The organism is Malaciobacter sp. (genome assembly GCF_055140965.1).
On record NZ_JBSRRO010000006.1, the window covers coordinates 38,048 to 60,978 of the forward strand.

Sequence of the window (22,931 nt, forward strand, 5' to 3'; positions counted from 1 at the left end):
ACTTATATAATTAATTACATTGTTATATGTAAGTCTAATTTTAAAGGTATACTTAATTTTAATTCACTAATAGTGATATTGTCTTTGAGCTTAAAGTATCTTTTAAAAGTAACAGAAGATATTATCTAATAATAAGTTATAAAATTATTAATAAAGTTAGAAAAAATTAGTTAGCTACTAGTCTAAACTAGTAGGTTCACCAAAGTAGTATCCTTGAGAGTAATGTATTCCTATCTCTTTTACTTTTTCATATACATTTTTTGAGTGAATAAACTCTGCTATTGTTTCTATTCCCATTTTATTAGCAAAATCTATAATTGTTTCAGTTACCATTTGAGAATTTCTATTTGTGTCAATATCTCTTATCATTGAGGCATCTATTTTTATATAATCAACTTTTAATTTCATTAAATATTCAAAGTTTGAGTATCCTGTACCAAAATCATCAATAGAAATCTGGCAACCGTAGTGCTTAACATCTTCTATAAAATTAAGTACTTCATCAAAGTTCTCAATTCCTTCTGATTCAATAAGTTCAAATACAACTCTTTGTCCAGCATTTGAAACTTTTAAATGTTTAATTATACACTCATAAACTTCTTTATTTAAAATATCATCAACATTTAAATTTATAGATATTTTTTTGTCTATTCTACTTAATACTTCAAATGTTTTTTTAATCATTATCATTGTTAGCTGAGGGTAAAGTTTATTTTTCTTAGCTAAATTTAGAAAATGAATAGGCGATATAAGTTCACCGTTTTTATCAACCATTCTTATTAATGATTCATATTTTACTACTTCTTGAGTTTTTGTATCAACAATTGGTTGGAACAATGGAATAAATCTATCTTCTTTTATGGCATCTTTAATTTTTTTGCCCCATTTAAGATTTTGTTCATATTCATGCTCTATTTTCATTGAAGAATCATAAAGGATAAATTTTTGTCTTTTTCTTTTTGCTATTTTTAATGCTATATCTGCATTTGTAAGTAAAGCTTCATTTCCTAAAGCAATACCAATAGATACATTTACATGGGCTTCATTGTCTTCTTTTACTACAAATGCATTTTTTTCTATGCTTTCAATTAGATATAAAGCTAAACTTTTTAACTCTTCTAAAGATAGGTCTTGTTCATAATATAGTGCATATTCATCAGCATGAAGTTTAAATAGTGTTGAAGATTTTGGTGAGTTTTCTTCTAATATATTTGAAATATAAACTAATAGTTCATTTCCAACTTCATCACCATATAAATCATTTATTTCTTGAAACTTATCTATATTTATAAGCATTAACGAAGCATATTTATCTTTATTTACTATTTCAAGAAGTTTTTTTCTATTTGGAAGGTCAGTTAATTCATCATTGTAAAACTGATATTCTAAAGAGTCAAGCATATTATTAAATACTTTTTGCATAGAAGTTATTTCTTTGATTTTATTATCTATTTTTACTCTTTGTTTTATATCTTTATTTTCAGAAATATCATTTATTTTATCTACAAATACTTTTATAGGTTTTACTAAATATTTATCAAACTCAAAGTATAAAGATAAAAATACAATAATAGAAAACATAACAATAAATAAAGCAAAAAAGTTTATCATTGTAGATAGTGATACTTTTAAATCATTTATTGGATAAGATATATCAATAACTCCAAGAACATCATTTTCTTTTGCATTTGTATGGCACTTTAGGCATTGCTGTTCTGCTATAATTGGATAAAAAAATTGAATCATACTATCATCTATGATATTTAATACTTCCTCATTATTTAAAGCTTGTTTTACAAAAGGATTTGCTTTTCTTGCTTTTGCATCAGCTTTTATATCTCCATAAACTTCTGCAACTATTGGACTTCTATAAACATGCACAATCATCTCATCATCAATAGTATTTACTCTATCAATTATATTTTCTAAATCCTCTTTTGTCCAGCCTTTTTCCATTGCTGAGTATAAAGATTGAAATATTAGTTTGCTGGTTTTTTTAGCATCAATTTTAGTTAGTCTTTCAATGGCATCTCTTTTTAAATACTCTCCATAAATAAAAGCTACTGAAAGTGTAATTACAAGAGTAAGAAGAATTATTCGTGTGATAAGTTTTTTATATGTTATTGATTTTTCCATTAGTGCCCAAAATTATTTTATTTACTAGTATTGTATACATTTGTTACTTAAGATATTATTTTATTATTAAATAGCCAGTTAGGCTATTTAATGTTGAAATTTTCTAAATCTATTATAACCTAGTTTAATAAGTTTAAGCAAAGGTTTTCTATATGAGTGAAAAACAAATTTTTTAATGTAATATGCAAGTTTACCCTTTACATGAATAAGTCCAAAAAGATTTCCAGCTGCATACTCTCCTCCAAGTGCGATAAGTATTCCATCAAGTTTAGGATTAGTTTTAACAAGAGTTTTATTTTCAAGTGATTTTAAAACATTTCTCCCTGCTAGTGAACCACTTATTCTAGCAATAGTAACATTCATTTGGAGGCATTATTTCATCATTGTTATTTCTAATTTCTGCAATATCTCCAATGGCATAAATATTTTCATGTTCAAGTACTTGCATGTGTTCATTTACAATAACTTGCCCTTTTGGGTTTGTTTTTATATCTAACTCAGCAGTAAGAGGAGAAGCCTCAACTCCACCTGTAAAAATTACAAAAGAGTGATTTATTTTAGTGCCATTTGATAAAAAACAGTAACCATCTTCTACTTTTTCAAGTTTTGTATTTGTTATTATATTTATTCCTAAAGATTTTAATCTCTCTTGAGAAATATTTATAAGCTGTTGTGTAAGTCCTGGCAATATACTAGCTGAACTACTTACTAAAGATATTTTTAGATTCTCACAAGAGAAATTTCCTCTTTTAAAAAATTTGTTTGAAAAATATGCCATTTCAGCTGCAATTTCAACCCCTGATAAACCAGCTCCAACTACAAGTATATGCGTATCTGCACACTGTTTTGCTTCATTTTTTATTTTTTCAAATAGTTGTTTTTCAAAACTTTGTTTAAAAACAATTGCTCTGTGAAGTTTTTTTATATCATCAGCGTGATTTAATCCAGGTACTTGAGGAGGAAAAAAAGTTCTTGTTCCAGCTGCTAATATTAGATAATCAAACTCAACAATCTCTTTCTCTTCTGTATAGATTTTTTTATTTTCTTTATCTATTTTTCTTACTTTTAAATTTTTAAATTCTAGGTGGTTGTGATTAAATCCCATACATAAAGTAGTTAAATCAATCGTAACATCTGCAAAGTTTGATTTATTTGCTATTAAATCATAAACTTCTGGTTGTAAATTGTGATATGTATGTTTATCAATAAGTGTTATTTTGATATTTTTATTTTTAACCAATTCTCTTAATGCATAAATTCCTGCATATCCACCACCAATGATTACTATTTTTTTCATTAATGTTGCCTTTTCATCTTTTTTATATAACTCTTAATTTTAAAAATAATTAAATGAAGTAGTAACTAAGAGTCAAACAAATATATTTGTATATTAATTATTAGATTAAAACATGTTTTACATAAAAAAGAGTTGTCAAGTAAGATATAGTTTAAATACTTCAAATAATTTAAACTTTCATAGAGTTTGTAAAATTTTATAGTTTTAAAACTATATTTTCTTTAAAGAAGCATTTTTGTATTATATTTTTAAAAATAGGAAATATAATGAAATATGTTGGAGCTCATGTAAGTGCAAGTGGTGGAGTTTATAATGCACCAATAAACGCAAAAGAGTTAGGATGTAAAGCTTTTGCTTTATTTGTAAAAAACCAAAGACAATGGAGAGCAAAAGATTTTGATACAAAAACTTTAGATAAGTGGTTTGAAGAGTTAGAAAAAAGTGGTGTCCAAACAAAACATATCTTACCTCATGATAGTTATTTAATCAATCTTGGACATCCAGAAGAAGAAAAAAGACAAAAATCACTTGATGGGTTTTTGCATGAAATACAAAGATGTGAAATATTAAAACTTGATAGATTAAACTTTCATCCAGGAAGTCACCTAAGAAAAATAAGTGAAGATGAGTGTTTAGATAGAATTGCACTATCTTTAAATCAAGCAATAGATGAGACAAATGATGTAAAACTTGTTATTGAAAACACAGCAGGGCAAGGAAGCAACTTAGGGTATAAATTTGAACACTTAGCTTATATAATTGATAAGATTGAAGATAAAAGTAGAATTGGTGTATGTATTGATACATGTCATATGTTTACAGCTGGATATGATATAAGAACTAAAGAAGCTTATGATAAAACATGGAAAGAGTTTGATGAAATAGTAGGCTCAAAATATCTTATGGGAATGCATATAAATGATTCAAAACCAGAACTTGGAAGTAGAGTGGACAGACACCATAGCCTTGGAATGGGACAAATAGGTTGGGATGCTTTTAAGTTTATTATGAATGATGAAAGAATGGATGATATCCCTTTAGTTCTTGAAACAATTGATGAAACAATTTGGAAAGAAGAGATACAAGCACTTTATGATTTGGTTGAGAAGTAAAGATTTATTATGAATGATGAAAGAATCACTTTAGTGTAATTATTTATTAGATAGAATAGTTGTTAAAAATTTAAAAGAGTTTACTTATGAAAGTTAATTATGACAATACTTCTAGTTCATCAATATTTAAATATTCTAAACAGTTTTTAGAAAAAAGTTTAAGAGATATTTTAGATGAGTCTGATACGATATATCTTAGTACAGAAATTTTAAAATACAAAGGAAAACGTAAAGGTTTATTTGGAGATATTATTGAAGAATATCTTTTTGGGATAAGAAATAATAGTGATAAATCACCAGACTTTAAATATGCAGGAGTTGAACTTAAGACAACACCACTAAAAAAGCATACAAAAAATAAATATTCAGCTAAAGAAAGATTAGTTTTTTCTATGATTGATTATATGAGTATTATTGATGAAGTATGGGATACAAGTTCTTTTTTAAAGAAGAATAAATTACTTTTATTGATGTTTTATTTATTTGAAAAAGATAAAAGTATTTTAGATTATAAATTTAAGTTTGTAAAACTTTTAAATTTATTGTCAGAAATATCTGAAGCTGATATTGTACAAATAAAAAAAGATTGGGAGACTATTGTTAATAAGATTAAGGCTGGAGAAGCTCATCTATTATCAGAAGGAGATACTGCTTATTTAGGTGCTGCAACAAAAGCAAGTAAATCTACAGATAGAAGACCACAACCAAATAATAGTATTAGTGCGAAACCTCGTGCTTTTTCTTTAAAAACAACATATATAAATTATCTTATTCAGAGGTTTTTAGGAAAAGAAGATAAGAATACTATTAGTTTAATTGATAAAGATAAAAAGTTACCTTTAACAATTGAAGAAAATATTTATTCTAGATTTAATAAATATCTTAATAAAACAAATTTAGAGATAGAAGAGAGTTTTTCTTTGCATTATAAAAAACGACCTAAGAATCATCGTAGATTACTTATTAATAAACTTTTAGGTGCAAGTTCAAATAAAATTGAAGAGTTTGAAAAAGCAAATATTACATTAAAGGTGGTTGCTTTAGAACCCTCTGGAAAACTTGTAGAATCAATTTCTTTTCCAATATTTAGATATAAAGAAATTGTAAATGAAATATGGGAAGAATCTGATTTCTTTAATCAATTAAATGAAAAAAGATTTCTTTTTGTAATATTTCAAAAAACAAAAGAAGGTTTTGATGTATTAAGAAATGTAAAATTTTGGAATTTCCCTATGAAAGATATAGACAGTGTTAAATGGGTATGGGAAGAAACAGTAAAAAGAATTAAAAATAAACAAGCATATAAATTACCATCAATAAAAGAAAATGCTGTTGCACATGTTCGTCCACATGGAAGAAATTCAAATGATAAAATTGATACAGGGTACGGTACAAAAGAAGTTAAAAAATGTTTTTGGCTAAATGCAAAATATATAGAGGAACAATTGAATACTAAAAATCTTATTAATTAGATTTATTAAAGAAATTAAGTATAATTTGAAATCTATAAATATTACAAATTGTAATGAAATAAAATAAAATTTTAATTTGAGTGTATACTTTCTTAAAAGATAAGGATTTAGTATGAAAACACCAAATTTATTTAGTTTTTATCAAAAGGTAGAAGAACAAAAAAATATGAATAAGCAAATGAATGTTACAAATCAAACTATTAAAACAATTGAATTATTTGCAGGTGTTGGTGGTTTTCGTATAGGATTAGAAAAAGTAAAAAGAAATAATAGTGAATTTAAAGTTGTATGGAGTAATCAGTGGGAACCTTCTACTAAGACTCAACATGCATCTGATATATATTGTGCTAGATTTGGTTTTGAAAATCACTGCAATGAGGATATTGCAACTGTTGATGTATCAGATATACCAGATCATGACTTGCTTGTTGGTGGATTTCCTTGTCAAGACTATTCCGTTGCAAGTACTTTAAAAAATTCTCATGGATTAGTAGGTAAAAAAGGTGTTTTATGGTGGGAAATATATAGAATTATTAGAGATAAAAAGGAAAATGCTCCAAAATATTTATTATTAGAAAATGTAGATCGTTTGCTAAAATCACCAGCAAGTCAGAGAGGAAGAGATTTTGCAATTATTTTATCTTCTTTAAATGAATTGGGTTACGCAGTTGAGTGGAGAGTTATAAATGCAAGTGACTATGGCATGCCTCAAAGAAGAAGACGTATTTTTATTTTTGCTACAAAACAAAATACTAAATCTTATAATATCTTAAAAGAAAACAATTCATTAGAAATTTTAAATCATACTGGAATTTTCGCAAAAACATTTCCTATAAATGAAATAGTAGAAAATGACTTATTAATTAATAAGTTAAGTAATGACTTGGTTGATATTACAAATAACTTCAATAAAGAAACACCAAAGAAAAATGCATTTTTAGATACTGGATATATGATTAATGGTATATATTATACTGTAAAATGCAGTGCCAACTATAATGGGAAAACTTCTGTTTTAAGGGATTTCTTAGAAGATGAAAAGAATATACCCAAAGAGTTTTATATAGACTCAGAAGAATTGAAAAAATGGGAATATCAAAAAGGTGCAAAGTCTATAGAAAGAATAAATAAGATTACCGGACATAAGTATTTGTATACAGAGGGAAGTATGGGATTTCCTGATTGTTTAGAAAAACCATCTCGTACAATTATTACAGGTGAAGGAGGAGCAAGTCCTTCTCGGTTTAAACATGTAGTGAAAGTTAATGGAAAATATAGAAGATTAACTCCTCTTGAGCTTGAACGGCTAAATATGTTTCCTGATAATCATACTGTAGGTGTTTCTGATAGTAAAAGAGCTTTTTTAATGGGAAATGCTTTAGTAGTTGGTATTGTAGAAAAATTGGGACATACATTGTTATCTGAAATAAATTGAAATATTTATCTTTTATAATTGTACAAATAATTAAAAGCACCATTTAGATAGAATATGATTTCTATTGATAAAAACAATAAATACAATAATATGAAAAAGAATATTTAAATGATACAACTATCAAATATAACAAAAAAATTTGGAACAAAAGAGCTTTTTTCTGATTTGAGTTTTAGATTAAACTCAGGAAATAGGGTAGGTTTAGTAGGTAGAAATGGTTCTGGTAAATCTACTTTATTTAAACTTATTTTGCAAGAAGAGTCTTGTGATGCGGGGGAGATATTAATTCCTAAAGGCTATAAAATTGGTGCTTTGAAACAACATCTTGAGTTTACCAAAAAGAGTTTAAGAGATGAGACTGCACTTGCTTTAAGTGAAGAGGATAAATATAGTATTTACAAAGTTGAAAAGATACTTTTTGGTTTGGGTTTTTCAAAAGAGGATTTAGAAAAAGATCCTTTATCTTTTTCAGGTGGTTATCAAATCAGAATTAATTTAGCAAAGCTATTGATCACTGAACCAAATCTTTTACTTTTAGATGAGCCTACTAACTACTTAGATATTTTATCTTTAAGATGGTTGAAAAACTTCTTAAAAAATTTTGATGGTGAAGTTATTCTTATTACCCATGATAGGGATTTTATGGATGCTATTACTACTCATACTATGGGGATTATTAGAAAAAGTCTATTTATTTTGGAGGGTAATACTCATAAGTTTTATGAACAAATTGAAGCAAATGATGAACACCATGAAAAACAAAAAATTGCACAAGATAAAAAAAGAAAAGAGTTAGAGGAGTTTATTGCCAAAAACAAAGCAAGAGCTTCAACAGCAGCACAAGCACAATCTAAAGTAAAACTATTAGAAAAGATGGATGAGATGGAGGATATAGTGCATGAAGCAACTATTGATTTTGATTTCAATTTTAAAAATACACCTGCAAAAGTATTATTAGATGTAAAAGATCTAAGCTTTGGATATACAAAAGATAATATTTTATTTAAAAATATCTCTTTTTCTTTAAATAAGTCAGAAACCTTGGGAATTATAGGTAAAAATGGTAAGGGTAAATCAACTTTATTAAATACTATTGCACAAGAGCTAAAACAAATAGATGGAACAGTAACTTATCATACTTCTACTTCATTTGCTCACTTTGGTCAAACAAATATCTCGCATTTAAATCCAAAAAATACAATTATGGATGAGGTGTATCTTGGTAATTCAAAGTTACCAGAATCTACTGTTAGAAGTATTTGTGGTTCTATGATGTTTAGTGGAGATGATGTAAAGAAAAAAATATCATTACTTTCAGGTGGAGAAAAAAGTAGAGTTATGTTGGCTCAAATTTTAGCAAGAGATGTAAATCTTCTATTTTTAGATGAGCCTACAAACCACTTAGATATGCAATCAATAGACTCTTTGACAAAAGCTATTAAGAATTTTGAGGGTTCTTGTATTATTGTTACCCATAGTGAAGAACTATTACGTCAAGTGTGTGATAGGTTGATTGTGTTTGCAAAAGATGAAGCTATTTATTTTGATGGAACATATGATGAGTTTTTAGAAAAAATTGGTTGGGAAGATGAAGAAGTTGAAGAAAAAGTAAAAAAAGCTCCTAAGGTAAATAAAAAAGAGAATAAAAAAATAAGAGCTGCACTTATTCAAGAAAGAAATAAACAAACAAATCCTTTGAAAAAAGAAGTTGACAAATATGAGCAAAGAATCATACAGTTAGAGGATTTGATACAAAAGAGCAAGCAGAACTTATTCAAGCTTCAAATGCAGGAGATAATAGTAAGATAATTGAACTATCTCAAATAATTCTAAAGTATGAAAAAGAAGTTGAAGAGAAGTTTGAAAAGCTTGAAGAAACTCAATTAAATCTTGATGCCATAATTCATGAATATGATGTAAAATTAGAAGAGATTTAATTTTTTAATCTTATGAAAAATTAAATTTTATTTATAAGAATATAGCTTAATTAAAAATATAAATAAAGGTTGTATAATCAAATTTATTTTATATTAATTGCTATAGGAGAGTTTATGCAAACTATTGTAGTGGCACTTTTGCCTATATTTTTTCTTATACTACTTGGATATACTTTCAAAAAAATAGAGTTTCCAAGTTTAGAGTTTTGGCAGTATGCAGATAAATTTACTTATTATGCTCTTTTCCCTGCTTTATTAATATACAAACTATCAACTGCCTCTTTAGATGATATTAATGGAGTATCTTTTGTCTCAACAGGGCTAGTAACACTTGTTGTTTTAACTCTTTTTTTAATGTTTCTTTCAAAATATGTTTTTCTTTTTGAAGGTAAGGCTTTTACTTCTGTATATCAAGGTGCAATAAGATTTAATAGTTATGTTTTTTTAGCTTTAACAGATGCACTTTTTGGTGATAGTGGTTTGGTTTTAGCAGCTCTTCTTATGACTTTTATGATACCTGCTATAAATATATTTTGTATAGGAATCTTTTCAATATATGCTTCAAATAATAAGATTAATATAAAATCATTTACAAAATCAATTTTAAAAAATCCTTTGATTTTAGGGTGTGTTATTGGTGGTTTATTAAACTATTTTGGTATAAGATTATTTGCTCCTATTGAAAATACTCTTGGTATATTAAGTTCAGCAGCTTTACCACTAGGACTTTTATCAGTTGGAGTAGGGCTTCATATAAAACATATAAAAGAGGTAAAATTAGAACTATTTAGTTCTTTATTTTTAAAACTAGCTATTTTTCCTGTGCTAATATTTTTTATTGGAATAAATTTTGGTATTACAGGTCAGGCTTTAACTATTTTAGTCTTATTTGGCTCAATGCCAACAGCTTCTAGTGCTTATATTCTTGCAAGGGAGTTAGGGGGAGATTTGAAACTAATGTCTGCAATTATTACAACACAAACATTAGTTTCCATTTTTACTATCTCAATAATCTTGATGTTATTTCAAAGCTATTTTTAAAATAAGTAAGAAGTTCTTACTTATTTTATTAGTTTTAGTTGAGTTTTAGCCTTTTTATAAGTTGAAACTTCTAAGTAAGCTTTTGCTTTTTTCAGATCTTTTTCTATTTCACCTTTACCATATTGATAAATAATACCTATATTGTATGCAGCAATACCTTTTTGAGTTTCATCTTCACTATTTCTAAAAGCTTTTTCATAGTATTTTAAAGCAGTTTTCACATCTTTTTTACCTAGTAAACCTTTTTCATAAATAACTCCAAGCTCAATACTAGCACCAGCATTTCCTCTTTCATCTGAAATTTTATAATATTTTACTGCTTCTTTATAATCTTTTTTCTCATTATAGTATTCACCTAAATGAAAAGAAGCATATCTGTCATATCTATAAATTATTTTGAAAAGAGCTACTGCTTTTTCCATATCTTTTTTTACTGCATATCCCTTTTTATAAAAAACTCCAAGAAGATTTATACAAGCGCTATTTCTCTCTTTTGCTCCAAGTTCTAAATACTCTTTTGCTTTTTCATAATTAAGTTCAATTATTTGCCCTTTATAGTCATCATTTTTATAATATAACCAAGCAAGATTATAGTACGCTGATGCATAACCTCTTTTTGCAGCCTCTTCATAGTACTCTTTGGCTTTTAATAAATCTATATCAACACCTTTTCCATAGTGATATGACCAAGCAATATTTGCATAATCTCTTGCTGAACCTCTTTTTTCTAGAAGTTCTTTAGAGTATTTAAAACCTTTTTTGTAGTTGACAATAGATTCACTATCTTTGCAACTTCCACAAAGGTAAAGATTTACAAGTCTATTAATTGAGTCTATATTTCCTTTTGAAGCTAAATCTTCATAAATTGCAAGACCTTTTTCAGGCTCTTTTTTGAAATCTTTAAGATAGTATGGAGGATTTATATATAATTCTGCAAGCAGTCTTGTAGCTTCTAGGTCACCTCTTTTATGAAGGTCTTCATATACTTTTATAGCTTCATTATATTTTTGTTGTTTTGAACTAAGATAAAATCTTGCAAGATTTTTTGCACTTTTTACATCACCTGCTGCTACACCCTTTTTGTAATATTCAATTGCAATTTCAGGTTTTCTATATTTATTGTATAAAGCTGATTTTCTAAGTTCTAAGATATCTGTTTTTTCATTTGTTGGAAGATCTTTTAATTTCTCTTTTGTTTCATTAAAGTAATCTCTATATCCATATGAAGAAGTCAACTTTTTCTCTAACTCTTTTTTTAGTTCAATATCATCACTTTTTAAAATATAGTCTTGCCATTTAAGAGTTAGTTTATACTCTTCTGGATTGAAGTTGTATTTTGATGGTTTTTTAGTAGCAAGTTCTAAAATTGCTTCTTTGTTTCCATCTTTTGCTAATTCATTATATATTGCATTTGCTTTTTGGTCATATCTTTTTTTATCATAATATCTAGCAACAAATAGTTTACCCTCATTTGATTCTTCTAGTTTTGATTTTATTGCAAAGAATTTGTCCATTAATTCTGGTTTTTCAGAGTAATATTTTAATAACTCTGCTGCTGCTTCTTTATGTTTTAAAAGTGCTGCTTTTTCTAAATATTTTGCAGCTTCATCTTTGTCTGCTTTTAACTTTTGCTTGTAGTTACCACTTTTATACATTTTAGCAATTTTATAGTATGCTTGTGCATTTGTATTGTCTATTTTAAGCCCAGCTTCATATGCTCTAATTGATTCTTTGTATTTATAAAATCTTTTTAATTTATCTGCAAGAAGAAAAATCTTTTTTGAATCTTTTGTGTCAATTGTTTCATTAATAAAGCTATTTACTTCACTATCTTTATTTTGGTATGCTGCTCTTCTTAGATTTTTGATTGCAACTTCAAATGGTTCTTTATAACCTTTTTTATCCATAAACTCTTTAATAGTAGCTAATTGCTCTTTTTTATATTTATCATTGTAGAAAATATATAAATCAGCTAATTGTTTTTCTGATAGTTCATCAATTACTTTTTCTTGTAAAGCTTTTGCTTTTTCATATTTGTAGTTTTTAGTATAATATTTAATAAGTTCAACTGAGGCATCTTTACTATTAAGTTCTATGGCTTTTTCATAAAGTTTTACAGTTTTTTCTTTACCATTTATGAACATATCATTATATTCTTCATAAATTTTTGCAATTTCTGTTAAATTTTCTGAACTTTTTACATTTAAAAGTTCTTCGTACCATTTATTAAAATAGTATAATCCCTCTTTTGTTTTAGGGAAATTATAGTTTTTTGCTAATGCAAGAATTGCTTTTGTATTTCCATTGTTTGCATCTTCAATTAACTCTTGTTTTGGCTTTACTTTATTTGTATTTAATCCAAGGTTTGCACACCCTGTAAAAAGTAATAAAGTAATAGCTATTGATGATAAAAATTTCATATACCTTCCTATGCTTTTTTGATTTGTTTGAGTATAAATACCACCTAAGTTAGATTATCTAAGCTCTTTAATTACAATAATTTATAAGATATAAAACTATTAATTCTTTTTTAATTCTAAGAATAAATATAAAATATATTTATAAGAAATAGAATTAAAAAGTTTGGTTTTAAAACTTATTGATAATAAAAATCAAATAATATGAAAACTAATCTTAAATTAAGATATAAGCCTATAAATACTTATATTTTAAAGCTCATAGATAGTTAAGAGATATTAATGTATTATCTTACTTTAATTAAGAAGAGGTGCTATGATTTTTATACTTTTTTTTGGTTTTATTATTGTTTTATTAGTGGGTTTAAATATATACGATAATATAAATCTAAATAAGCTAGAAGAGTTTATAAAAAAACAAGATTGTCAAATGTATATTTATTCAAAAGGTTCATATAAAGCTATTTGTCAAAATAAAGTTTTGGTTTTAAAGAATAGTTTTGAGATTGATTTGGATAAAAACAGAGTTGAGATTTTATATAAAGATATAAAAAAGACAAAAATTGAACAAAATAGCATTCTTATTAATAATACTAAACTAGATTTTAAAGAAAAAAACAGTTTAGAAAAATTTTACAATTTATTACAGGATAAGTTAAACAATGAATGAAATAATCGAGTTTATTAAAGCAAAAGATGTAAGTAAAACAGCATTTTTTGCGCAACTAAAATGTACTATTGAAGAAGCAAAAATACTTCAATTTCTTACAAAAGAGTATATTATTGGAAGAGATTCTTTGGTTGTTGTAGATGTTTTAAGTGAATTTTATGATGTAAAAAGTTTCGAGCATCTTTATAAAGTAGAAGAGATTAAATCACTTTTAGAACTTGGTTGGTTAGTTCATAATAGTTTTGAACATGTAAAAATTAGTGATATTTCAAAATTAGAGTTATTAAATTCAAATATTTCTTTATCAACAGCATTTTTAAAACTTTTAGAAGAGGGCTCTTTAGAGTTTGTATTGCCAGAGATAAAAAAATATAGTGACCATTTAGAGTATTTGCAAGATCAATTTTTTAAAATTGATTTAGCAAAACAATTAAACATGGTAAAAAGAAATTTTGATGAGAATTCACCTAATAGAAATAGATTAAAATCAAAACTATTGATGCTTGAAAATAGAATAAAAGAGAGAGTTAAAGTTACAGAAAAAGATATTATGCTTGAAGATTTTTTTAAAGAGCACTCTTTAGAAGAACAAGAGCAAACAATATTTTTAGCACTTTTAAAAGAAGAGTATTCAGGTGGTGATGGAACAATTAGAGATATGAACTCTTTAATTGAACTAATTTCAAGTGATGATTATGAAAAGATAAAATTTAGAAGTTTACTAGAAGAGAGTTCAAAGTTAGTTTCAAAAAATCTAATTGATTATGATGAAGTTTTAACTCCTTTTGGAGGAATAAATAGAAACTTCTTTATTCCAGATGAGATTTTATATAAGATTTCTCACCCAACAAAGAAAAAGTCAAGAAGATCGAAACTAAAGTTAAATACAGTTATTAAAGAACAAGATATGTTTGAACTTATCTCAACTACTAAAACTTTAGAAGATGTAGTTTTAAATGACAAGACTAAAGAGACACTAAATTCACTTTTAAAGCAAGTAGATAAAAATGTTTTAAATAAGTTAAAACAGTGGGGTATAAAAGAGAAAAGAAGAGGAATTGATGCAAGAATTATCTTTTATGGTTTTGCAGGAACAGGAAAGACTCTAACAGCACTTGCTTTAGCAAAATCATTGAAAAGAGAAGTATTAAGTTTTGACTGTAGTAAGATTTTATCTATGTATGTGGGTGAGAGTGAAAAAAATGTTAGAAATATTTTTGATACATATAAAGATTTGGTAGAAAAAACAAAATCAGAACCAGTTTTACTTTTAAATGAAGCAGATCAATTTTTAAGTGCAAGAAGTAGTGGCTCAAATAGTGGAAGTGAAAAAATGCATAATCAAATGCAAAATATTTTCCTAGAACAAATTGAAAGATTTGATGGTATTTTAATAGCAACAACAAACCTTTTAGAGTCAATTGATACTGCATTTTCAAGAAGATTTAATTATAAAATTGAGTTTAAAAAACCAACTTTAAAGCAAAGAGAAGAGCTTTGGAAAAAACTATTACCTGAAAAACTACCTTTAAGTGATGATTTTGATTTAGAGCAATTATTATCATATGAACTTACAGGTGGACAAATAGAATTAGTTATAAAAAATACTGCTTATAAAGTCGCTTTAGATGAAGAGCCTATTTTTACAGTTGAGGCCTTTAAAGATCAAATAGAAAAAGAGTTAAAAGGTAATTTTGATAGTGAAAATAAAATGGGATTTATGAGCTAAAATATTTATAAGCTAAAGTAATTTTTATATTAAGATAATATAATTTAAAGTTTAAGTGATTGATTTCTTTGGTTTTAAAAATAGTTTAAAAAAATTTATTTAATTTAAGCAAAAAGCCCATAGTAGCATAAGTATAGCTTTAGTAGATATTAGATAGGATTAAAAAAATAATTAATCAACATTTAAGTGTAAAAATTAGATCTTAAGGATATATGATGTCACATATGGAGTTTTCTCATCCGTATTTTGGTGTATTTGTTATGTTTGTTTTAACATTTACTGCTTTTATCTTAACCGTATATCTTGCAAGAGTAATAAGTAGAAAAATTGCAAGATTAAATACTGAAAAATTAAAAGTATCCTTATATGAGTGTGGACCTGAGGTTACCAAACAACCCAATACAATATCAGTACAGTTTTATCTAATGGCATTATTATTTATTTTATTTGATATTGAAATAATATTTATGTTTCCTTGGGCAATTAACTTTCAAATATTAGGTTGGTTTGGTTTTGTTGAAATGATATTGTTTATTTTACTTTTAACAATTGGTTTTATATATGCATGGAAAAAAGGAGCTTTAGAATGGCACAGCATAAAGTAAACTATTTAGCTGATGGTGGAGCTCCTATTGCTTTAACAACGGTAGATAAGCTTGTAAACTGGGGTCGAAGTAACTCTTTGTGGCCTTTGACTTATGGACTTGCATGTTGTGCAATTGAGATGATGGCAACAGGTGCTTCAAGATATGATTTTGATAGATTTGGGACAATTTTTAGAGCAAGTCCTAGACAAGCTGATGTGATTGTAATCGCTGGAACATTAACTAAAAAACATGCTGAATTTATGAGAAGATTGTATGATCAAATGCCCGATCCAAAGTGGGTTATATCTATGGGTTCATGTGCAAATACAGGAGGTATGTTTAATACATATGCAACTGTTCAAGGTGCAGATAGAATAGTTCCTGTTGATATATATTTACCTGGATGCGCACCACGACCTGAAAGTTTACAATACGCACTTATGATGCTTCAAAAAAAGATTAGAAAAGAATCAATCTTTAGATCAATCAAGAAAAAGAGGTTAGTATGAGACAATACAAACCAAAAGATGATGTACAAAATAAATCATATTTTAGTGATAGGTTTTATATTACTCCATCAATTCCTAAAGTTGATGTTTGTCAAGATAAAATCTTTTTAGATGATGTAGAATTACTCTCTTCAAAAGTAAAAATACTTGATAAGTATATACAAAAAGAGCATTTGGTTGTTTATATAAATCCAAAAGAGAATATAAATGCAATAGAGATTTTAAAAAATGAACTTCAATACGATATGCTTATTGATATCTCAGCTATTGATTATATTTCATCAAAGGGTGGATTTGAAATCTTTTATGAATTCTTATCAATGAGTAAACATAAAAGATTAAGACTTAAGTGTTTTATAGAAGAAAAAGAAGAGTTAAACTCTGTTTATTCACTTTTTAAAATGGCAAATTGGTCAGAAAGGGAGATGTATGATATGTATGGAGTAAAAATCATAAATCACCCAAATATGAAAAGAATACTAATGCCAAATGATTGGCATGATCATCCATTGAGAAAAACATATCCTTTACATGGTGATGAAGCTGCATCGTGGTATGAAGTAGATAAGATTTTTGGAAAAGAAGCAAGGGAAATAATAGGTCCAGAAATTAGAGATGCTGCTGCTATTGATAGATATGATACTACAAGATTTGCAAGATTAGGTCATGAGGTTCCTTATGGCACTGATATTACGAATGGAAAAGAGCCAGAGCATACACCACTTGCTTATCAAGAAGAAGGTGGAGTTAAACTTATCAAAAAATTCAAAGAAGAAGAGTCTGTGACTTTAAAAGAAAGAAGGTAAATATGCAACAACAAACACCTAATAGATTAAAACCTTTTTTTGAAAATATTAACTTTGAAAGAGAAGATAATACAATGGTGGTTAATTTTGGACCACAACATCCCTCTGCACATGGTCAAATGAGACTTATTTTAGAACTTCAAGGAGAAGAGGTAGTAAAAGCTAGACCTGATATTGGTTACTTGCATAGAGGTATGGAAAAGATGGCTGAAAACATGATTTATAATGAGTTTTTGCCTACTACTGATAGAATGGATTATATAGCTTCTACTTCAAATAATTATGGCTTTGCATTAGCTATTGAAAAGCTTTTAGGAATTGAAGCACCAAGACGTGCTGAGATAATTAGAACAATGCTTTTAGAACTAAACAGAGTAATTTCTCATCTTTTTTGGCTAGCAACCCATGCACTTGATGTTGGTGCTATGAGTGTATTTTTATATACATTTAGAGAAAGAGAATTTGCTATGGACCTTATTGAGGATTACTGTGGTGCAAGACTTACTCATAGTGCAGTTAGAATTGGTGGAGTTCCCTTGGATTTACCAAATGATTGGTGTAAAGATTTAGAAAAATTCTTAAAAGTATTAGAAGTTGAAGTTGAAAAATATGAGGGCTTATTAACTGAAAATAGAATCTGGAGAATGAGACTTGAAAATGTAGGTATCATAACTTCCAAACTTGCAAAATCTTGGGGAGTAACAGGAGTTGCTTTAAGAGCAACTGGTACTAAATGGGATTTAAGAAAAGAGATGCCTTATGGAATATATTCTGAACTTGATTTTGATATTCCTATAGCAACTACATGTGATGCGTATGGAAGATATAAGTGTTATATGCAAGAAATAAGAGAGTCAATTAAAATATTAAGACAACTTATTCCAATGTATGAAGAAAGTAAATGTGAACTTATGGCTCATGCCCCTGATTATATTTCAGCACCAAAAGAGCAAATCATGACTCAAAACTATTCACTTATGCAACATTTTGTTTTAGTAACACAAGGAATGAGACCTCCAAAAGGTGAGGTTTATGTTGCAACTGAATCTCCAAAAGGTGAATTGGGATACATGGTTGTAAGTGATGGAACACCATATGCTTATAAGTTAAAAGTTAGAGCCCCAAGCTTTTTTCATACGGGTCTTTTAGAAGATTTATTACCAGGACATCAGTTGGCGGATGTGGTTACTTTGATTGGTAACCTTAACTTGGTATTTGGTGAAATTGATAGATAGGGCTAAATTATGAAAAGATTTGATTTGAGATTACTAAAAGATAACTTTTATGACAGAATGTTAGAATTAATGAAAACTGATGTTAAAGATGGAGAAAATGCTATTTTCTTATTTGAAATAGGAGATTTCTCAGCTGTTCAAAAAAGTGCAGATTTGATATATGAAAATGGCTATACACTTATGAACTCTATTAAGTTTAACGAGGTTGATTGGACAATAGTAGTAAAAAAAGTGCAAGCTGAAAAAAAAGAGATAGAAACCAAAGAAGAAGAGTAATAGTATGAAAAATTTAGATATTTTAAAAAATAGTGATTATATTTTATGTTTTGGAGAGTTCTTAGCAAATACAAATAAACAAACTGTTGATGCTATAAATGAAGCAAAAAAGAGTAATAACGCAGAAGTTATATATATGCATGCAGTTGATAGCTTAGCTTTAAAAGATTTTTATACACAATTTATTAAGTATGAAGCTGGAAGTGAAGAGGGAATTAGTGCATTGTTATTGGATACTTTTGCAAAAAATACAAGTGATAAAGTGCAAGCTTATATAGATGATTTGGATATTGGTTATATCTCAGCAGAATCAAGTGCTGGAGAAGAAGAGTTTGAAGAGGCTTTAGAAAAGAGTTCAAATAAGAGTTCTAAAATTATACTAGTTGGCGATGATATTTTTTCTCATAAAAGAGTTGATAATATTTTAAAAATTTTAAGTGCAATTGAAAAGTATAGTGATTTTAATATTGTTTGTTCAAAGCAAATAAATACTCAATGTGAAGATTTGGAAGAAGTAGAAGAGCTTTTACCTTATAATGGAACAGTTATTTACTCTTATGTTGATAGTTTAAAAGATTCAAATATAGTTTATGCAAGTGCATCTTTTGCAAGAATTGCAAAGGTTGAAGATGGTGCGAAAATAAAACTAATTTCAAAAGAGGGTGAAGTTTCAAAACTATTAGTGGTTGATGATACACTACAAAATACAATTGCAATTTGTGCTACAAATAAGAAAGGAAATGATTTCTTATCATGTGGTTATATTTATAAACCCGTAAAAATAGAAAGGCTTGAAGAGTGAGTGATTTAATATCTTTAGACATTGATGGGAAACTTTGTAAAGCAAAAGAGGGAGAGAGTTTATTAAATATTGCAAGAGCAAATGGAATATTTGTTCCTGCAATTTGTTATCTAACAAGATGCTCTCCTACTCTTGCTTGTAGGTTATGTCTAGTTGAAGCTGATGGAAAACAAGTATATGCTTGTAATGCAAAAGCTAAAGATGGAATGCAAGTAAAAACAACTACTGAAAATATTGCTAAAGAAAGAAGAGCAATAATGGAAGTATATGATGTAAATCACCCTTTGCAGTGTGGGGTATGTGACCAAAGTGGAGAGTGTGAACTACAAAATTATACTTTATATATGAAAGTTGATTCTCAAAGTTATTCTATTAAAGATGTGCCAAGACCAACTCAACATTGGGGAGTTATGAATTATGACCCAGGTTTATGTATAGTTTGCGAAAAATGCGTAACTGTATGTAAAGATATGATTGGTTCAAGTGCTTTAAGTACTGTAAAAAGGGGCTCTGATGCAATCTCAAAAACTTTTAAAGATAGTATGCCAAAAGATGCATACTCAATGTGGAATAAGCTAAATAAATCTCTTATTGGTTTTGATGAAAGTTCATGTACAGATTGTGGAGAGTGTATCTCTGTTTGTCCAGTTGGAGCACTTGTATCAAATGATTTCCAATACAAATCAAATGCATGGGAACTTACTAAAATTCCTGCTTCAAATCCTCACTCAAGTGATTGTGCTTTGATGTATTATGAAAGAAAGCATGAGTCTGTGCAAAATCATGATAAATTAAAGATTTATAGAGTTACAAATGACCATCATTATGTGACATTAAATGGAGCGGCAAGATTTGCATATGATTTTGAAAATCAAGTAAAACAAAAAGATGAAAAAGCTTTTTTAGAAGCGATTGATGCATTTAAAAAAGCAAAAACTATAAAATTTAACTCATTTATTACAAATGAAGAAGCATTGATTTTACAAAAGTTAAAAGAGCAGTATAACTTTAAACTAGTAAATGATGATGCTTTTAAATATCAAAGATTTTTAAAAGAGTATAGTTTAGTAAGTGGAAACTCTTTGTATGGTTCAACACTAAAAGATGTTCATGATTCAAATTTTGTAGTATCTGTTGGTTCATTTTTAAAACATGACTTACCACATGCAAGATATGCTTTTAATAACTCTATTATATTAAATAAAGGTTCAGGATTATATTTTCATCCAATAGCTGACCCTATTATGGAAAAAATTGGTAAAAAAGGAAAAACAACAGAGTTTATATATCATCAACCTTTAAAAGAAGAGGCTGTTTTATATCTTCTTTTAGATATCTTTGCAGATGAAAATTTACCTGAAGATATTAAGAAATACCTTGAATCTTTAAAAGAAAAAAGAGTTAAAACTGTTGTTGAAACAAAAAAAGAGCAAGTAATAGAAAAAGTTTTAGATGAAGATAGTGGTGAAGAAAAAGAGATTAAAAAGCTAGTAACAAAAAAAGAAGAAAAAGAAGTAGAGTATATCTATTCAAAAATTCTAGATGAAGTAGGGCTTGATGAAAACTTTTATGATTTAATTGATTCTATGCTTGTTAAAAAAGATAAGTTTTCACTAATTATTGGAGAAGATATAATAACTCATCCAAATTATAAAACTTTAGCAAAACTTTGTGCAATGATTGAAAAATATACTAAGTTTGAAATTGTAATTATCCCTACAAAAACAAATACTTTAGGTGTTAGTCTAATTTGCCAATTAGACGAAAAACAAGAGGGCTTTACTATTGGATATAATGAAAAAGCTGATTATCAATTAAGTGCTTTAGGTGATGGTAATTTAGATATGCCAGCACTAAATCAACAAGAAGGAACATTTGTAAATATTGATAAAAGAGTTGTTCCTACAAACGCTGCTTTACCTTATAATGGTTATGTATTAAATGATATTGCAAATGAGTTATTACAAAATAAGCAAGAACATACAATTGATTACACTGTAAAGCTTCCACTTTCAAGTGGATTTAAACAAGTAGAGTTTGACTCTTTAGCAAACTATTTTTCAAATGATGCAAATGAGCATAGAGGTTATGAATTGCAAAATTTAGATACCAAGGTTAATAATAGTTTTGAAAGAACAGAGATTTTAGATCTACAAGTTCATGATGATGAGTTTATTATTTATAAAGCAAATCCTATGAATCTATTTAATGAATTTGTAGCAAAATCCCATGAGTTTAAGCAAAAAGCAAAAACTGGTATTTATGTATCTCAAAAACTCTTTGATAGATTAAACTTACAAGCACAGGAGAAATTAAGAGTTCTAACAAAAAATAGAACTTTTGATTTAGATGTTTTTGTTGATGAGCAAATTGATGGTGAAATAGCATATGTTTCTACATTTGATAAATCTTATGGAACTAAAGAGTTATTTGATTCATATAGATTTATTAGAGCTTCCCTAACAAAGGCTTAAAATGGAAACTAGTATTATAATTGAAACAATAATAAAAGCAATTGTTGTATTAGCAGTATTTTCTGCATTGGCAGGTTTTACTACATATATTGAAAGAAAAGTATTAGCTTATATGCAAAGAAGATTAGGTCCATCAAATGTTGGACCATATGGTCTTTTGCAATTAGTTGCTGATGGAATAAAGCTATTTACAAAAGAGGATTTTATTCCTCAAAATGCAGCAAGACCTGTATTTATGATAGCTCCAATAATTACAGCAGCTACAGCTTTTATTGCAATGAGTGCGGTTCCATTTTTTCCTGAATTTGAGTTATTTGGTTATGTTGTAAGACCAATTATTGCTGATATTAATGTAGGGGTTTTATTTGTTTTAGGAGTTGCTTCTGTTGGTCTTTATGGTCCACTTTTAGCAGGTATGAGTAGTGCAAATAAATGGTCACTTTTAGGTGGGGCTAGAACTGCTATTCAACTTTTATCTTATGAGGTTGTTTCAGGACTTGCTCTTTTAGCTCCTTTAATGTTAGTTGGAAGTTTATCTTTAATAGATATTAATAACTATCAAGCAGGAGGATTTACTTCATGGCTAGTTTGGTCACAACCTTTAGCTTTTATTCTTTTTGTAATTGCAGGTTTTGCTGAGACAAATAGAACACCTTTTGATTTATTAGAGCATGAAGCTGAGATTGTGGCAGGTTATGCTACTGAGTATTCAGGTCTTAGATGGGGAATGTTTTTTATTGGTGAGTATGCAAACCTTTTTACAGTTTGTTTTTTAGTTTCACTAATTTTTCTTGGTGGTTTTAATGATTTATGGTTTATTCCTGGTGGATTGGCAATTGTTTTAAAAGTAATGTTTTTAATCTTTTTCTTTTTATGGACAAGGGCTTCATGGCCACATATTAGACCTGATCAGCTTATGTGGTTATGTTGGAAAATACTAATGCCATTAGCAGTAATAAATATTCTTATTACTGGTTTTGTGATGATGTTTTAGGA

The 22,931-nt window shown here is 27.5% G+C and carries 18 protein-coding genes and 1 pseudogene; 15 read left to right on the top strand and 4 right to left on the bottom strand.

Annotated features, from left to right (window positions below; genetic code table 11):
• Window positions 1-177: 177 nt before the first annotated feature.
• The 3 genes from ACTCCZ_RS03270 to ACTCCZ_RS03280 all read right to left on the bottom strand — a co-directional run bounded on the left by ACTCCZ_RS03270 (window position 178) and on the right by ACTCCZ_RS03280 (window position 3,433).
• Window positions 178-2,136, bottom strand: coding sequence for an EAL domain-containing protein (locus ACTCCZ_RS03270; protein WP_079577590.1), 1,959 nt, complete (start codon window positions 2,134-2,136; stop codon window positions 178-180).
• Between the two features lie 87 nt (window positions 2,137-2,223).
• Window positions 2,224-2,499, bottom strand: coding sequence for a hypothetical protein (locus tag ACTCCZ_RS03275; RefSeq protein ID WP_228145289.1), 276 nt, complete (start codon window positions 2,497-2,499; stop codon window positions 2,224-2,226).
• Window positions 2,480-3,433, bottom strand: coding sequence for an NAD(P)/FAD-dependent oxidoreductase (locus tag ACTCCZ_RS03280; protein ID WP_228145288.1), 954 nt, complete (start codon window positions 3,431-3,433; stop codon window positions 2,480-2,482). The genes ACTCCZ_RS03275 and ACTCCZ_RS03280 overlap by 20 nt, the downstream gene beginning before the upstream one ends.
• A gap of 266 nt (window positions 3,434-3,699) precedes the next feature.
• On the opposite strand from ACTCCZ_RS03280, the gene nfo reads away from it, so the two are divergent.
• The 5 genes and pseudogenes from nfo (at window position 3,700) to ACTCCZ_RS03305 (ending at window position 10,430) form a co-directional block, all read left to right on the top strand.
• On the top strand, window positions 3,700-4,545 hold the full coding sequence (gene nfo / locus ACTCCZ_RS03285; protein ID WP_079577588.1) for a deoxyribonuclease IV: 846 nt from the start codon (window positions 3,700-3,702) through the stop codon (window positions 4,543-4,545).
• An 86-nt stretch (window positions 4,546-4,631) separates the two neighbouring features.
• Window positions 4,632-6,017, top strand: coding sequence for a Sau3AI family type II restriction endonuclease (locus ACTCCZ_RS03290; protein ID WP_079577586.1), 1,386 nt, complete (start codon window positions 4,632-4,634; stop codon window positions 6,015-6,017).
• Between the two features lie 112 nt (window positions 6,018-6,129).
• Window positions 6,130-7,452: a DNA (cytosine-5-)-methyltransferase gene (gene dcm, locus ACTCCZ_RS03295; RefSeq protein WP_079577584.1), complete on the top strand. Its 1,323-nt coding sequence runs from the start codon at window positions 6,130-6,132 to the stop codon at window positions 7,450-7,452.
• Between the two features lie 108 nt (window positions 7,453-7,560).
• A pseudogene (locus ACTCCZ_RS03300) lies at window positions 7,561-9,389 on the top strand (ABC-F family ATP-binding cassette domain-containing protein).
• Between the two features lie 114 nt (window positions 9,390-9,503).
• Window positions 9,504-10,430, top strand: coding sequence for an AEC family transporter (locus ACTCCZ_RS03305; protein WP_079577582.1), 927 nt, complete (start codon window positions 9,504-9,506; stop codon window positions 10,428-10,430).
• Between the two features lie 20 nt (window positions 10,431-10,450).
• Here ACTCCZ_RS03305 and ACTCCZ_RS03310 read toward each other — a convergent pair whose 3' ends face one another.
• Window positions 10,451-12,850: an SEL1-like repeat protein gene (locus ACTCCZ_RS03310; RefSeq protein WP_079577581.1), complete on the bottom strand. Its 2,400-nt coding sequence runs from the start codon at window positions 12,848-12,850 to the stop codon at window positions 10,451-10,453.
• Window positions 12,851-13,163: 313 nt separating this feature from the next.
• On the opposite strand from ACTCCZ_RS03310, the gene ACTCCZ_RS03315 reads away from it, so the two are divergent.
• The 10 genes from ACTCCZ_RS03315 (at window position 13,164) to nuoH (ending at window position 22,929) form a co-directional block, all read left to right on the top strand.
• Window positions 13,164-13,517, top strand: coding sequence for a hypothetical protein (locus ACTCCZ_RS03315; RefSeq protein WP_079577579.1), 354 nt, complete (start codon window positions 13,164-13,166; stop codon window positions 13,515-13,517).
• Window positions 13,510-15,246 (top strand): ATP-binding protein, encoded by a 1,737-nt coding sequence (locus tag ACTCCZ_RS03320; protein WP_079577578.1) that lies wholly within the window; start codon window positions 13,510-13,512, stop codon window positions 15,244-15,246. The genes ACTCCZ_RS03315 and ACTCCZ_RS03320 overlap by 8 nt, the downstream gene beginning before the upstream one ends.
• Before the next feature lie 215 nt (window positions 15,247-15,461).
• On the top strand, window positions 15,462-15,851 hold the full coding sequence (locus ACTCCZ_RS03325) for an NAD(P)H-quinone oxidoreductase subunit 3 (RefSeq protein ID WP_079577576.1): 390 nt from the start codon (window positions 15,462-15,464) through the stop codon (window positions 15,849-15,851).
• Window positions 15,833-16,342, top strand: a complete 510-nt coding sequence (locus ACTCCZ_RS03330; protein WP_079577575.1) for a NuoB/complex I 20 kDa subunit family protein — start codon at window positions 15,833-15,835, stop codon at window positions 16,340-16,342. Before ACTCCZ_RS03325 ends, ACTCCZ_RS03330 begins: the two co-directional genes overlap by 19 nt.
• Complete coding sequence (locus tag ACTCCZ_RS03335; RefSeq protein WP_079577574.1) at window positions 16,339-17,148, top strand: NADH-quinone oxidoreductase subunit C; 810 nt, start codon at window positions 16,339-16,341, stop codon at window positions 17,146-17,148. The genes ACTCCZ_RS03330 and ACTCCZ_RS03335 overlap by 4 nt, the downstream gene beginning before the upstream one ends.
• Window positions 17,149-17,150: 2 nt before the next feature.
• On the top strand, window positions 17,151-18,383 hold the full coding sequence (gene nuoD, locus ACTCCZ_RS03340) for an NADH dehydrogenase (quinone) subunit D (RefSeq protein WP_079577573.1): 1,233 nt from the start codon (window positions 17,151-17,153) through the stop codon (window positions 18,381-18,383).
• Window positions 18,384-18,392: 9 nt separating this feature from the next.
• Entirely contained in the window at window positions 18,393-18,659 is a 267-nt protein-coding gene (locus ACTCCZ_RS03345; protein ID WP_079577571.1) for an NADH-ubiquinone oxidoreductase subunit E family protein, read from the top strand.
• 4 nt (window positions 18,660-18,663) lie between these two features.
• Window positions 18,664-19,461, top strand: a complete 798-nt coding sequence (locus ACTCCZ_RS03350; RefSeq protein ID WP_079577570.1) for a hypothetical protein — start codon at window positions 18,664-18,666, stop codon at window positions 19,459-19,461.
• Complete coding sequence (locus ACTCCZ_RS03355) at window positions 19,458-21,935, top strand: NADH-quinone oxidoreductase subunit G (protein ID WP_079577569.1); 2,478 nt, start codon at window positions 19,458-19,460, stop codon at window positions 21,933-21,935. Before ACTCCZ_RS03350 ends, ACTCCZ_RS03355 begins: the two co-directional genes overlap by 4 nt.
• A gap of 1 nt (window position 21,936) precedes the next feature.
• On the top strand, window positions 21,937-22,929 hold the full coding sequence (nuoH, locus tag ACTCCZ_RS03360; RefSeq protein ID WP_079577568.1) for an NADH-quinone oxidoreductase subunit NuoH: 993 nt from the start codon (window positions 21,937-21,939) through the stop codon (window positions 22,927-22,929).
• Window positions 22,930-22,931: the final 2 nt, after the last annotated feature.

Coding starts and splice junctions, on each gene's coding strand:
- ACTCCZ_RS03270 (WP_079577590.1), bottom strand. CDS start 2,136: ATGGAAAAATCAATAACATATAAAAAACTTATCACACGAATAATTCTT.
- ACTCCZ_RS03275 (WP_228145289.1), bottom strand. CDS start 2,499: ATGAATGTTACTATTGCTAGAATAAGTGGTTCACTAGCAGGGAGAAAT.
- ACTCCZ_RS03280 (WP_228145288.1), bottom strand. CDS start 3,433: ATGAAAAAAATAGTAATCATTGGTGGTGGATATGCAGGAATTTATGCA.
- nfo (WP_079577588.1), top strand. CDS start 3,700: ATGAAATATGTTGGAGCTCATGTAAGTGCAAGTGGTGGAGTTTATAAT.
- ACTCCZ_RS03290 (WP_079577586.1), top strand. CDS start 4,632: ATGAAAGTTAATTATGACAATACTTCTAGTTCATCAATATTTAAATAT.
- dcm (WP_079577584.1), top strand. CDS start 6,130: ATGAAAACACCAAATTTATTTAGTTTTTATCAAAAGGTAGAAGAACAA.
- ACTCCZ_RS03305 (WP_079577582.1), top strand. CDS start 9,504: ATGCAAACTATTGTAGTGGCACTTTTGCCTATATTTTTTCTTATACTA.
- ACTCCZ_RS03310 (WP_079577581.1), bottom strand. CDS start 12,850: ATGAAATTTTTATCATCAATAGCTATTACTTTATTACTTTTTACAGGG.
- ACTCCZ_RS03315 (WP_079577579.1), top strand. CDS start 13,164: ATGATTTTTATACTTTTTTTTGGTTTTATTATTGTTTTATTAGTGGGT.
- ACTCCZ_RS03320 (WP_079577578.1), top strand. CDS start 13,510: ATGAATGAAATAATCGAGTTTATTAAAGCAAAAGATGTAAGTAAAACA.
- ACTCCZ_RS03325 (WP_079577576.1), top strand. CDS start 15,462: ATGTCACATATGGAGTTTTCTCATCCGTATTTTGGTGTATTTGTTATG.
- ACTCCZ_RS03330 (WP_079577575.1), top strand. CDS start 15,833: ATGGCACAGCATAAAGTAAACTATTTAGCTGATGGTGGAGCTCCTATT.
- ACTCCZ_RS03335 (WP_079577574.1), top strand. CDS start 16,339: ATGAGACAATACAAACCAAAAGATGATGTACAAAATAAATCATATTTT.
- nuoD (WP_079577573.1), top strand. CDS start 17,151: ATGCAACAACAAACACCTAATAGATTAAAACCTTTTTTTGAAAATATT.
- ACTCCZ_RS03345 (WP_079577571.1), top strand. CDS start 18,393: ATGAAAAGATTTGATTTGAGATTACTAAAAGATAACTTTTATGACAGA.
- ACTCCZ_RS03350 (WP_079577570.1), top strand. CDS start 18,664: ATGAAAAATTTAGATATTTTAAAAAATAGTGATTATATTTTATGTTTT.
- nuoH (WP_079577568.1), top strand. CDS start 21,937: ATGGAAACTAGTATTATAATTGAAACAATAATAAAAGCAATTGTTGTA.